Annotated in this window: 15 protein-coding genes; all 15 read left to right on the forward strand. The window is 36.6% G+C overall.

The window, feature by feature from the left end:
• On the forward strand, positions 1–156 hold a 156-nt coding region (locus U9Q18_03490; protein ID MEA3313419.1), incomplete at its 5' end, for a butyrate kinase.
• The gene (locus U9Q18_03495; protein ID MEA3313420.1) at positions 143–841 is read left to right on the forward strand and encodes a hypothetical protein; all 699 of its coding nucleotides are present in this window, start codon (positions 143–145) and stop codon (positions 839–841) included. The genes U9Q18_03490 and U9Q18_03495, both read left to right, overlap by 14 nt.
• Positions 842–856: 15 nt before the next feature.
• The gene (locus U9Q18_03500) at positions 857–1,084 is read left to right on the forward strand and encodes a 4Fe-4S binding protein (GenBank protein MEA3313421.1); all 228 of its coding nucleotides are present in this window, start codon (positions 857–859) and stop codon (positions 1,082–1,084) included.
• 11 nt (positions 1,085–1,095) lie between these two features.
• Entirely contained in the window at positions 1,096–2,163 is a 1,068-nt protein-coding gene (locus U9Q18_03505; GenBank protein MEA3313422.1) for a 3-methyl-2-oxobutanoate dehydrogenase subunit VorB, read from the forward strand.
• Positions 2,163–2,909, forward strand: coding sequence for a thiamine pyrophosphate-dependent enzyme (locus U9Q18_03510; protein ID MEA3313423.1), 747 nt, complete (start codon positions 2,163–2,165; stop codon positions 2,907–2,909). Before U9Q18_03505 ends, U9Q18_03510 begins: the two co-directional genes overlap by 1 nt.
• Before the next feature lies 1 nt (position 2,910).
• Positions 2,911–3,465 (forward strand): 2-oxoacid:acceptor oxidoreductase family protein, encoded by a 555-nt coding sequence (locus U9Q18_03515; GenBank protein ID MEA3313424.1) that lies wholly within the window; start codon positions 2,911–2,913, stop codon positions 3,463–3,465.
• Positions 3,465–3,815 carry a cupin domain-containing protein gene (locus U9Q18_03520; protein ID MEA3313425.1) on the forward strand — a complete coding sequence of 117 codons (351 nt, stop codon included), beginning with the start codon at positions 3,465–3,467 and terminating at the stop codon, positions 3,813–3,815. The genes U9Q18_03515 and U9Q18_03520 overlap by 1 nt, the downstream gene beginning before the upstream one ends.
• Positions 3,812–4,564, forward strand: a complete 753-nt coding sequence (locus tag U9Q18_03525; GenBank protein MEA3313426.1) for an SDR family oxidoreductase — start codon at positions 3,812–3,814, stop codon at positions 4,562–4,564. The genes U9Q18_03520 and U9Q18_03525 overlap by 4 nt, the downstream gene beginning before the upstream one ends.
• Positions 4,561–5,727 (forward strand): exonuclease subunit SbcD, encoded by a 1,167-nt coding sequence (gene sbcD / locus U9Q18_03530; protein ID MEA3313427.1) that lies wholly within the window; start codon positions 4,561–4,563, stop codon positions 5,725–5,727. The genes U9Q18_03525 and sbcD overlap by 4 nt, the downstream gene beginning before the upstream one ends.
• Positions 5,728–5,730: 3 nt before the next feature.
• Complete coding sequence (locus U9Q18_03535; protein MEA3313428.1) at positions 5,731–8,838, forward strand: SMC family ATPase; 3,108 nt, start codon at positions 5,731–5,733, stop codon at positions 8,836–8,838.
• A 73-nt stretch (positions 8,839–8,911) separates the two neighbouring features.
• Positions 8,912–9,757: a diadenylate cyclase CdaA gene (cdaA, locus tag U9Q18_03540; protein MEA3313429.1), complete on the forward strand. Its 846-nt coding sequence runs from the start codon at positions 8,912–8,914 to the stop codon at positions 9,755–9,757.
• Position 9,758: 1 nt separating this feature from the next.
• Entirely contained in the window at positions 9,759–10,958 is a 1,200-nt protein-coding gene (locus tag U9Q18_03545; GenBank protein ID MEA3313430.1) for a CdaR family protein, read from the forward strand.
• Entirely contained in the window at positions 10,951–11,436 is a 486-nt protein-coding gene (locus tag U9Q18_03550; GenBank protein ID MEA3313431.1) for a methylated-DNA--[protein]-cysteine S-methyltransferase, read from the forward strand. The genes U9Q18_03545 and U9Q18_03550 overlap by 8 nt, the downstream gene beginning before the upstream one ends.
• Positions 11,399–12,250, forward strand: a complete 852-nt coding sequence (gene truB / locus U9Q18_03555) for a tRNA pseudouridine(55) synthase TruB (protein MEA3313432.1) — start codon at positions 11,399–11,401, stop codon at positions 12,248–12,250. The genes U9Q18_03550 and truB overlap by 38 nt, the downstream gene beginning before the upstream one ends.
• Positions 12,237–13,169: a bifunctional riboflavin kinase/FAD synthetase gene (locus U9Q18_03560; protein ID MEA3313433.1), complete on the forward strand. Its 933-nt coding sequence runs from the start codon at positions 12,237–12,239 to the stop codon at positions 13,167–13,169. Before truB ends, U9Q18_03560 begins: the two co-directional genes overlap by 14 nt.
• Positions 13,170–13,211: the final 42 nt, after the last annotated feature.

The raw sequence follows: 13,211 nt of genomic DNA on the forward strand, positions 1-13,211 counted from the left end.
TACTCTAAGATATTAACTGAGTGGATAAAGGAAAGGGTGTCATTTATTGCGCCTGTAAAAGTTTATCCTGGCGAGGACGAATTAAACGCAATTGCACAAGGTGTATTAAGGGTTCTAAGAAAAGTAGAAGAGGTAAAACTGTATGAAAGTGCTTGATGTAAAATTGCTTTTAGACAAAGAATCACAGATTTTTGGCGGAAGAATTGGTTCTGGTAAGACAGAAATTGCGGTAAACATTGCAATCAAAATGTCAGAACAAAACATACCCAACGTACTCTTTGATATGGATATTGTCAAACCGTATGTCAGAATAAGAGACATAAAAAATGCAATATCGATGTATGACGTGGAGATTGTTTCTCCTCCCGATATCACAAGAAAAATGGATCTTCCTATCTTTCCACCGCATATTATCAGTAAATTGATGGAAAAAGATAAACAAAAGATACTGGATATAGGCGGAGACCCTTACGGAGCAGGTGCTATTACCCAATTTAAAAATTTGTTTCTCGAAGGAAGTTATAACTTCTTTTTTGTTGTTAATACAAAGCGTCCCGAGACCTCAAATACAAAAGAAATAATTGAAGCAATGGCACAAATTCAAGATGCATCTAAACTTACAATAAATGCTCTTGTTTTTAACACACACCTGAGGTGGAAAACAACAGAGAAGGTTATAAGGAATGAGTATAGAATTGTAAAAGAGGTTTCAGAAGAGACAAAAATTCCAATTTATTTTGCTTGTGTCGATGAGAAACACCAAGATCTTGTCAGAGATTTAGATGTACCAATTTTACCATTAAAACTGTTTGTTAAGCCTCTCCCCCGATCGGGGGAGTAGTTAAAAGGAGGTATTATGGAGAAAAAAGTTTTAGTTAATGAAGAGAGATGCAAGAGCTGTGGGCTCTGCGTTGCTGTATGCCCAAAACATGTGTTAAGAATCTCAGAAAAATTAAATTCAAAAGGTTATCACCCCGTAGAATTGTTTGATAACGAGAATTGTATTTCCTGTGGGTTTTGTTATTTGATCTGCCCGGATGCTGCAATTGCGGAAGTAAGAAAACCAGAGCCCGTGAAAAGGTAAGGAGAGAGGTTATGGGAGAAAAAATATTAATGAAAGGCGCTGAAGTAATAGCAGAAGCAGCCATAAGAGCAGGTTGTATGGCTTTTTTTGGATATCCTATTACGCCTCAGAATGAAGTACCGGAGTATTTTAGTCGGAAGATGCCTAAACTTGAAAGGGTATTTTTACAGGCAGGAAGTGAAGTGGCTGCAATTAATATGGTTTACGGTGCGGCTTGTACGGGGACAAGAGTCATTACGACTTCCTCAAGCCCAGGTATCAGCTTAATGCAGGAAGGGTTTAGTTATATTGCAAATTCAGATGTCCCGTGCGTGGTTGTCAATGCAATGAGAGGAGGACCTGGTCTTGGTGATATTGCACCGGCTCAAGCTGATTATTTCCAGGCAGTTAAAGGAGGAGGGCATGGTGATTACCATTCCATTGTTATTGCACCTCATACCCTACAGGAAGAAGCAGATTTAATGTTTGATGCATTTGACCTTGCCGATAAATACAGGATTATGGTAGTAGTGCTTGTAGACGGATTGATGGGGCAGATGATGGAACCTGTAGAATTTAAGGAATGGGTGGACGTGAAGAAATTTAAAGCACCTGATTGGGCAACGGTAGGGCAAAGGGATAGAGGTAAGAAAAATATTATTACTTCCCTTGAAATCCTTCCAGAAGGGTTAGAAAAGATGAATTTTCATCTTCAAGAGAAATATAAAAAGATTGAAAAAAATGAAGTCCGATTTGAAGAGTATAAAATGGATGACGCAGAATATGCAATTACTGCTTTTGGAACGGTTGCAAGAATTGCAAAGACAGTTGTTAGCATGGCAAGAGACGAAGGAATAAATCTCGGCCTTATCAGGCCTATTACTTTATGGCCATTCCCGACAAAACTTATAGGGAAGAGAGCAGAGCAGGTGAAATTTTTCTTTGATTCCGAATTAAATGCAGGGCAGATGCTTGAAGATGTGAAGCTTGCCGTAAATGGCAGAAAGCCGGTTTACTTCTATGGAAAGCTTGGCGGCGTTGTTCCCAGTGCTGAAGACATATATAAAGAATTTAAAAAGCATATGGAAGGGGGCAGATAATGAAAACAGTATATAAGAAGCCAGAATCAATTACGGATAGGCCTACTACATATTGTCCCGGTTGCCCTCACGGTATTGCACACAGGGTTGTTTCTGAACTCCTTGAAGAAAAGAATCTTACAAAAGAAACTGTTATTGTTTGGCCTGTTGGCTGCTCTGTATTTGGATACTATTTTATTGGCACTGACGCAGTGGAGGCTGCTCACGGGAGAGCCTGTGCAATGGCAACAGGTATAAAACGAACTCACCCGGAGTCCTTTGTGATGACATATCAGGGTGACGGAGACCTTGCCTCAATTGGCATAGCGGAAACCGTTCATGCGGCAGCAAGGGGAGAAAAAATAACCGTTGTATATATTAATAACGGAAATTACGGAATGACCGGTGGACAGATGGCGCCTACAACCTTAATAGGACAGAAGACAACAACTTCTCCTTACGGAAGAGATCCGAAACTTACTGGATTTCCAATGCATGTTCCTGAAATGCTTGCAACACTGGAGGCCACTGCTTACATTGCAAGGGCAGCATTAGACAGCCCCCAACATATTATTCAAGCAAAGAAGTTTTTGAAGAAGGCATTTAAAGCTCAGGTAAACGGCATAGGATTTTCTCTTGTTGAGATGATTTCTTCCTGCCCTACGAATTGGAAAATGACACCGGTAGAAGCGATGGAAAGAATAAGGAAAGAAGTACTTCCTATATTCCCAATTGGGGAGTTCAAGGTTGCTGAAGGAGTGGAGTGATATGGAAAAGAAATTGATTATTGCTGGATTTGGCGGTCAGGGTGTTATGCTGACAGGAGAGCTTCTTGCCGAGGCAGGCAAAGAAGAGAATAAATATGTCACATTTCTTCCTTCATATGGTCCTGAGATGCGGGGTGGAACTGCAAATTGTGAGGTAATTATTTCAGATGAACCTATTGCATCTCCTATTATTTCGTATCCCGAGGCAGCTATTATCTTAAATCTTCCTTCTCTTGACAAGTTTGAGCCTGCGATGAAAAAGAATGGGTTGTTGATCTTAAATAAATCGCTCATTCCAAGAGAAGTAAAACGGAACGACCTGAGAGTAATTGAGGTTGACGCTCAAACTATTGCAAAAGAACTTGGCAACGAAAAAGCTGCAAATATGATTCTTCTTGGCGTGTATGTAACTATTGAAAAATCTGTTTCTCTTGATAGTGTGAAAAATGCAATGAAGTTGTTTCTTAAAGGAAAGAAAGAAAAATTTATCTTGGCTAATGAAAAAGCGCTTGAAAAAGGAGCAGGAATTGCAAAGGAATTTCTTGGAGGAAAATGATGAAAATAGCCGATCCGTCTAAAATGGAAGGAAATCCTGTTGAAATGAACGGGGAAATGTTAGAGGGAGTCACGATGAGATGGCTTATAGCAAAAGGAGAAGGAGCTGAGAATTTTTTTATGCGTTATTTTGAAATGAAGCCGGGTGCTGTAATACCATTGCATAATCATTCCTGGGAGCATGAAATCTATTTGCTTAGAGGCAAATGCAAAGCCATAGTGGGTAACGAGGAAAAAATTGTAGACGAAGGTATTTCTCTTTATATTGAGCCCGACGTACCTCATGCTTATGAAAATGTTGGAACTGAGAAAGTTGTGTTTCTTTGTATGATACCAAATATCAAAAAGTGAATGATTTAGAATATTTTAAGGGAAAAACATATATTATTACAGGAGGCTCTTCCGGTATAGGGAAGGCCTCCTCCCTTTTACTTGCAGAGAAGGGGGCTACTGTGATTTCTATTGGAAGGACGAGATCACATTTGGAAAGTACGGCCTTGCTTCATAAGAATATAAAAATTATCCAGCATGATTTTTCAGAAAGTGGCAATATTGAGCATCTGGTAGATAAAATTAAACAATTTTCATGTTGCATTGATGGTTTTGTGCACTGTGCGGGTGTGATATATACAGAGCCATTTAAAACATTTAGAATGCATGAACTAAGGAAAATGGAACTGGTCAATGTTGAATCTGGTTTTGAACTATTACAAAAAGTACTTGTCTTTATGAAAGAGGGAAGTGTTGTTTTCGTTTCTTCAATTGATGCATTTTTTGGAGCAACAAATCCTCCATCTTCTGGTTATGCGCTTTCTAAGGCAGCTGTTATAGGGCTGGTGAGAGCACTTGCTTCGGAGCTGGGAGATAAAAAGGTACGGGTCAATGCAGTTATTCCAGGACTTATTAAGACGCAGATGACTGATGATTTTTTTTCTGAGGCATTTGCTGAAGAGAGGCAAAAATTTTTGGAAAGGGTGCCATTAAAAAGAGCAGGAACAGCAGAAGAAGTTGCAAAACTCATTGTTTTTCTTCTATCTGATAGTGCGTCTTACATTACGGGAGATGCACTATTTATTGATGGTGGTTATCACGTAAGATGAGATTTATACATATAGCTGATTTGCATCTTGGCTTCAGGTCTTATGATAAGGAAAAGGATTTTAACCCATTTCTTTCGCTTCAGTTTGCTGCACAATATGCAATAGAAAAAAACATAAAGCTTTTTATTATTGCCGGCGATATATTTGACAGGCGAGATCCTCCGGCTTTTATTCAACGCGGGTTTGCTCATACTGTGAAAGAACTTGTACAAAATGAGGTGAAAGTATTTATTCTTACTGGAAATCATGAAGGCGCTCCCAATCCAAGAAGAGATATTCACCTTGATCTTTATGATGAACTTGAGATTGAAGGTGTTGTTATTGCTAAAACGATTGGATATTACAGATTGGATTCTTTAAATATTATAACTGTTCCATATCCTTTTAAGCGTAATCTCCTTTCAAAGGACGAGTATAGGGAGAAGAGCGAAAAAGAAATTGGGCACATAATGAACGAAAAGATTTTTAGTGGCATCGATTATTTTTTGGAAAAAATTGACCGAAAGGTTCCTACTATTCTTGTAGCTCATCTTCCTTTATCTGAGGGGGAAGTGGGAGAGGAAAAATACATTTATTTTGCAGCAGATGTTCCTGTATCTACTGAACAACTTGACAGAAAGGAATTTTCTTATATTGCAATGGGGCATTTTCACAAAATGCAGATTATCTCTACAAAAAAATTTGGACATCCTGTTGTATATCCGGGCTCTCTGGACAGAATAAATTTTGGAGAGGAAACTGACAAGAAGGGATTTTTTGATGTGGAGATTTCTGAGAGTACGGGAAAAACATCTTTTATGTTTGTTGAAAACCCTTTTGCTCGCAAATTTTATACAATAAGAATAAACAATGATGGAGATATTGATGCTGTACAATGGGATAGGGTAAAGGAAAGCGTTGTGAGAATAATTCTTTCAGATGATTTGCAGAATGAGAAATTATTTAAAAAATTAGTAGACAGAGCAAAAAAAGAAGCAAAGATATTTGCAGGGATGGAAGACAAGCGTGCTGTGCAAAATAATATTGTAAGAAGCAATATGAATCTTAGTATTTCCCCCGGGGAAGCTGTGGAAAAATATATTAAACGCCAGGATAGCGCATTTGTAAAAAAGCACGGAGAGGAAATTTTTAAAAGAGCGATTTCTTTTCTGAAAGAGGAATAGGCAATGATCCCGGAAATTCTTGCAGTTAGAGGATTTTTAAGTTATACAACAGAACAAAAACTTGATTTTACAAATTTTCATATTGGACTTCTGTCAGGCGAAAACGGACAGGGGAAGTCTGCTATTCTTGATGCTATTACATTTGCTCTATTCAGCAGGGCTAGAGGGGTTGAAGGGAACAAGAAAGGCGTGGAAGATATTGTATCTTCCGAGAAAACTAACCTAAAAGTAGCATTTCAATTTATGCAGAATGGCGATAGATACAGAATTACGAGGACATACGATAAGATAAACAGCAAATCGGATATTTTATTAGAAATTGAAAAAGATAATGTGTTTGTAAATATCTCTGAGAACAAGATAAGGGAAACGGATGAAAAAATTCTAAAGATTATCGGGATGAATTATGATGCATTTATTACATCCTCTTTCATTTTGCAGGGGAAATCAGATTTCTTTACTGCTAAAAAACCGTCAGAGAAGATGGAGATTGTTCGCGAGATGCTTGGCCTTGATATTTATGAATATGCACGCGAAAGAGCGCTGAACGAAAGGAGAGAGATTAAAGCATTGAAAGATGCTCTTAAAATGAACATAAAGAGTACCAGAAAATTGATAGATGATAATAGAGAAATTGAGAAAATTTTTGCGGAAAAGAAGAAACAAGTTGCATATTTAAAGGAAAGAAAAGAAAAAATAGAAGAGAAATACGAAAATGCTCGAAAGCAGTCGAATAAATGGCATCAGCTTAAACAGTTGATCGAGCATTTTTCTATAGAAGAAGAGAAGCATGGGAGGATTGTGTTTCAAAAGCAAGATGAAGTTAAAAGGGAAAAAGAAAAACTTTTGCGGATAGAAGAGATGCTCAAAAGAAAAGAAGAAATAATGAACGGTTATAATGCATATGTTGAAAATGAAAATTTATATAATGAACTTCTGGAGAAAAAGAATAAGATTTCACAAGCTGAAATAAAAAGGGCATTACTCAAAAGTACTGTAGAAAGAGAGACAATACTAAAAGTGCGGAAGCAAACCGATTTAAGAGGAAGAATTAAACAAAATCAAGATTCTCTTAAGAAATTTACTATGGAACTACGAACTGAAAAAATAAAAAATGAAAAATTGCTTAAGAACAAAAGCGATTTAGAAGTCCGAGAGAAAGAAATAGAGAAAAGCATTTTTTTAGTAGGGGAAGAATTAAAAACTTTACGTAATGCATGTAAGGAAAAGGAAAAAGCAAAAAATAGCATAGGAGAATTAGAACGCAGAAGAGAGGAGCGTTTATCTGAGCTTAACAGGGAGAAGGGAAAGTTAAAAAAGGAAATTGAAGATATTGAGAGCGCACTAAAGAAAATTGAGTTGGAAGTTATTAAAAAAGAAATTGACGGAATAGAAGCCGAAATCAAGCGTGTTGAAAAAGAGAAGGAGAACGGAGAGAAGAGAAAAGAAGAGCTTATAAAGAGAAAAGCATCTCTCTCAAGTGAAATTGAAATGGCGAAGGCTAATCTTTTTACATTCAAAGAGAAACTCCGCTTTATTTCTGAAGAAACAAAAAATTGCCCTCTTTGCGGCTCTCCTCTTACTGATGAACATAGAAAAGAGGTAGAGCTGAAATACAAGGAGGAGATTGCCAAAAGCGAAAATCTCCTTTACAAAAAAAATCTGGTTCTTTCAAAACTAAATGGAGAAATAGAATCCATTCGAACTGTATTTGATGCGAAAATACTTGTAGAGTTAAAAGAGAAGCTTGGAAAATACGTGAAAGAGATACATTTGTTAAAGGCAGTGAAGTTAGTAAAAGAGACGCAGCGGGAAAAAATTCTTGCGCAACTCAATGAAAAAGATATCGCTCTTAAAAGGGACGTAATGTCGGATGTGGAAATGGACGTTTGGAATAAATGCAAAGGAATAGTTGTAGGCCTTAATGGTGTTGAAGAAAAGACAAAAGTCAAAGAAGATGCATTGAAAAAAAAGGAAGAGAAAAAGCAGCAGTTAGGTAAGCTTTTGCGCGATGTTCAGTCCGAGCAGGCCGTTTCTCAAAATAAAATAGAAGCAATTGGAAAAAATATCGATGCAGCGAGGGTGCAGAGTGAAAAGTGGCTGCGTGAGATGGAAGAAGTGAAGCGAGTACTTGAGGACCCCGAATTTTTGTCAAAAGAAAAAAAAGAAATTCTGAAAATAGAGAAATTTATAAAAAATATTGAATTCAGTGAAAAAATGTTTAATGAGTGCAAGGAAAAGAAGAAAACTTTGCAAGATTATCGAATGCTTTTTCTGGATCTCAGAGAGGCAAAAGCGCGTAAAGAAGAGGTAGAAAAGCATCTTTTGTCTTTTCATAAGGAGATAGAAAAAGGAGAGAAGGAGATAAAGGAATTAAGGGGAAAAATTAAAAAAACTGCAGAAAAAGTTGAAAAGCTAGGCGATGTTAATGGAAATTACGATTCTCTCGAGAAGGAATTTAAAGACATATCTTTTCAATATCACAGCGAGCACGATAGGATGATTCGCATTGAAGAGAAGTGTAAAAAAGTTAAAGAAGAGAAAAGTGAACTTAATAAAAAATTGATTGAGCTGGCGAAGATGGATGATGACGAGCGTATTCTGGATGTTTGTGTCGATATGTTTGGAAAAGAAGGGATCCAAAGTCTTATTATCAGGAGTGTTGTACCGCAGATAGAAGATATTTCAAATGAAATTTTAAGAAAGATGAGTGGTGGGACAATGCAACTAAAATTTAGGACAGTGAAGGCAAATAGAAAAGGTGAAGAAAAAAATACATTAGACATAGAAGTATACGCTAAAGGAATACGGAGGCGATATGTGCTTTTCAGTGGAGGAGAGCAGTTTAGAATTAATCTTGCAACAAGGATTGGCATTTCTCTATTTCTAGCGTCTCTTTCTGGGATGCCATTAGAGATGTTAATTATTGATGAAGGTTTTGGCAGTCAAGACGAATCAGGCAGAGCAAATGTACTTGAAGAACTTAATGCAATAAAAACCGAGTTTAAAAAAATTCTTATTATAACTCATGTTGCGGAAGTAAAGGAAAGCTTTCCCTATGAACTTCGTGTTACAAAGGACGAACAAGGTTCGCATATTTTTGCGGTATAGTTATCGAAGGGAAAGAGCATTTTTATAGGCGTTTATTCTTGCAAAAAATATAAAATTTTGGTAAAACATACTGATGAATGAAATGATTAATTTTATGATTGCTAATTTTAATGCAAAGTATGTTGCTCTTGCTGTCGTTGATATTCTCATAGTGAGCATGGTTATTTATTTTGTGCTGCGTGCTATTCAGCATACCAGAACATTGCAACTTGCAGAGGGCATCGCCGTTTATTTTATTGCTTTGATAGTTTTAGCAAAGGTAACTAACTCGATTCATCTTGTTACGGTAGGTTATGTAATGAACGGCTTGCTTCGATTTTCTGTGACATTTCTTCCGATACTTTTTGTCGTTGTATTTCAACCGGAGTTGAGAAAATGGTTTACAGGGTTGGGAAAAGGAATTGTTATCGGGGAAAAGATGGAGCTTATTAGTGTGGAAGATTTTCAAAATATCATTGACGAGATAATAAAGAGTGTAAAATTTTTGTCTCTCAATAAAATGGGTGCTTTAATTGTGATAGAGAGGAGCACGCCTTTACAAGAATATATAGAAACAGGTGTTCCTATCAAAGCATTCGTGAAGTCAGAGCTGCTTAACACAATTTTTTATCCTAATACATTTCTTCATGATGGTGCTGTAATTATCAAAGACCTTAGAATAGAGGCCGCACGTTGTATACTTCCCCTTTCTCTTGATGAATCGCTTGATAAAGAGGAAATTGGTACAAGGCACAGAGCAGCTGTAGGCATAACATCAGAGACAGATGCTTTGTCAATAGTTGTCTCCGAACAAACAGGCATCATCTCTCTTGCAATAAAAGGAAAATTAACCCGTTATCTTAGTCCATTAGAGCTCCGCGGCATGTTGCTTGTTATGGCAAAACCGACATGGTCCGAAAAGGAGGAAATACGCAAGTAGAATGAAAAAATTTTTCTTGAAAATTTTTAATATAAAGGTTATTTCGATTATACTTGCCATATTAATATGGTATTATGTGGCAGGTGTGCAAGGGCCTACTGTAGTGCGCACATTTAAAGTGCCCGTGGTGGCGATAAATATGGAACCTGGTGTGGTTATTAAAAATAAAACTGATTATGTAAATGTTACCGCTGGAGGGCCGAGCAGATTGATTCTTGGCCTAAAAGAGCAAGATTTTACTGCATTGATCGATCTTTCTGGCAAAACACTTGGTGAATATTATGTAGATGTTGATGCAAAATCTCCTCTTATGGGAGTGACGATAGAAAAAGTATCTCCTGAAAAAGCGAGAGTAAGCCTTGAAAAATTAACTACAATTATTATGCCGATAGCTGCAAAATTTAGCGGTGAAGCAGAAGAGGGTTTTCTTCCTGGGACACCCATCATTACTCCTGATAAGGCAAGTATTACTGGTCCCGAAAGTGTGTTAGCCAGCATCAAAGAAGTATTTATTCAAATTGATCTCACAGGAATCAAAGAAGAAACGAATTTAACTCTTCCCGTAAAAATATTTGGAAAAGACGGGGAAAACATAGTAGACGTGCAGGTTAGTCCCATTAGTTGTATGGTTAAAGTTTCTCAGAGCAGTGTTACTGTTGCAAAAATAGTGCCTATCGTTCCCAACCTTAATGGTACTGTTTTTAAAGGGTTTGGAATAAAATCTATTTCAGTAGAGCCAGCTGTCATTTCTATATCTGGTGATTTTCTGTCTTTATCTGATGTTTCTTATATCACTACCGATGTTTTGAATATAGACGCTATCACAAAATCTACTGAATTTGAACTCCTACTTATCGTGCCGGAAGGGGTGAATATTATTGGCGCTGAAAATTGCAAAATAAAAATTGATGTAAGACCTCTCATGGAGAAAAAGTTTACCCTGCCTGTTATTGTTAAAACAGATGATGATCTAGTGGGCAAAGCTAATCCCGAAAAAATTGAAGTGATTGTTTCTGGTTTTGAAGAAGATATTGATGCTATTGATGTTCTTCCCATTACTGCTGTTGTAGATGCTACTGGCATTACTGATGGCACATATCAATTACCTGTTGTGGTAGAAGGCATACCTGGAACTGTTGTAATTTCTATCGTGCAGCCAGAATCTGTAAGTGTTACTATTGAATCTGCAAATAATGAGTGATGTGGTATATTGCATTAATTTCTATGGTATCTTATTTAAGATAGAAGAGAAATCAGGAATTATATCAAAAATTATGTTTGTTGATCATTGTACATTTAGAAACAATGCAAAGCTTAATTTGTCTATTAAAAAATATTGGAAGGGAAATACTAACGCACTAGAATATCAGGTGCCTGTATTTTATTCAAAATTTATTCCAATCTTTGAAGAAGTACAAAAAATACCATGCGGCAAAGTTTCTTCTTACGGTGGTATCTCCAGTGCAGTTTTTGGTGACAAAAGATATGCCAGATTTGTTGGAGCGGCTATGAGAAATAATCCTCTTCCTATAATCATCCCCTGCCATAGGGTTGTAAGAAGCAATGGAGAAATCGGTGGGTTTTCTGGCGGAATAGATAATAAAATCAAGATGCTTAAACTTGAAAAGGTTGGATTACATAATGGATTTATTGAAAAAGAATATTTTATTAATTGCTAAACCATTTGGCCTTACTTCTTTTACTGTTACAAATAGAGTGAAAAAAATCTTTAATGCCAAAAAGGCAGGGCATATAGGAACACTTGACCCTATGGCTACGGGGCTTATGATTGTTGCACTGAACAGTGCAACACGTTTTATTCCTTATATTGATACGGATGAAAAAAGATATGTAATACAGATTCGATTTGGAATTGAGACGGACACCGACGATATTACTGGCAGTATAATAAATGAGAAAGATTCTATCGTGACTATCGAAGAAATAAAAGGAGTTATAGACCAATTCATTGGTATAATAGAGCAGATCCCCCCGGACTATTCGGCAAAAAAATTTAAAGGAAAACCTTTTTACAAATATGCAAGAGATGGAGAAATTATTAAAAAGAAACCCTGTCAGGTAGAAATACTTAAAATGTCAATTATTTCTTTTCACTGCAACGAACTTGTGCTTGATATTACTTGCTCGAAGGGAACATATATGAGGTCCATTGCAAGAGATATGGGAAGAGCATTAGGCACTTTTGCTACTCTCTCTGCTATTACGCGGCTTTCTATTGGAAGATTCTGTATTAGCGATGCTACTACTTTTGGAAGAATTAAGAACGGCAGTTTTGATAAAGGTTTTTTGACTGCTGATCGTGCAATTGATCTACCAGTGGTTTTTGTAAAAGAAGCAGACCGGTTTAAGAACGGCTTAGATATTACTGCAGATAAAGTTGTTGTCAGAGATGAAAGTGGAGTCTTTATAGGCATTGGCAGGTATAAAGATGGCAAAGTGCATCCCGAAAAGGTGTTGAATGAAGATATATAAATATGGCGATTACGTTAAAGAAAGCACCGTAGTTACAATAGGTATGTTCGATGGTGTGCATAGAGGCCATAAATTGCTCATTGAAGAAACAATAAAAGCTGCAAAGATGAAAAATGCGATTCCTCTCGTTTATACTTTCTATAGTCATCCTATAAAGGAAATGAAAAGAAAATTTCTCACGCTGCTTGAAGAAAAACTATTTCTTCTTGAGAAAAACGGAATACAATGCGCTTATGTTGTAGAAATGTGCAATAAGTTTATGAAATTATCCCCTGAAGAATTTTTTAAAAAAGAAATTATTCAACAAGTAAATGCAAAAGGTATTGTCGTAGGTGAAGATTTCAGGTTTGGATATAGGCGAATCGGCGATGTGATGTACCTGAAAAAACTTACAAAACCATTTGACATAGATGTATATTCTATTCCTTTGCTTGATATTAACGGGAAGACAGTTTCAAGCTCATTTGTACATCAGCTTATTATGAATGGCAAAATAGAAACGGCAAATGCTCTTTTAGGATATAGGTTCTTTATTTCAGGGGGTGTGGTAAAAGGGAGAGGTGTAGGGCGTTTGCTGGGGTTTCCTACTGCAAATATTGCGTATAAAAATGGAAGCAAATTACTTCCTCCAGGTGGAGTTTATGTCACTCTTGCGGAAACAGGAGGTAAATTTTTTCAATCTGTCACAAATGTAGGATTTAACCCTACATTTGAAAAAAATGATAAGCTAAAAGTAGAAATATATTTTATAGATGTGAAAAAAAATCTTTATGGAGCTAATGTAAGATTGCACTTTTTAAAGAAAATACGTGACGAAAAAAAATTTGACAAGCCGCAGGGTCTAATTGAACAAATTCAGCAAGATGTAGGAGAAGCAAAGATTTATTTTCGTTTGCATAACTTCAATAAATGTGTATAATATAATTTGACTTTTAACAAGGAATATCGAGGCTCCGACGAT

This window comes from Caldisericota bacterium (assembly GCA_034717215.1).
Lineage (GTDB): Bacteria > Caldisericota > Caldisericia > Caldisericales > Caldisericaceae > UBA646.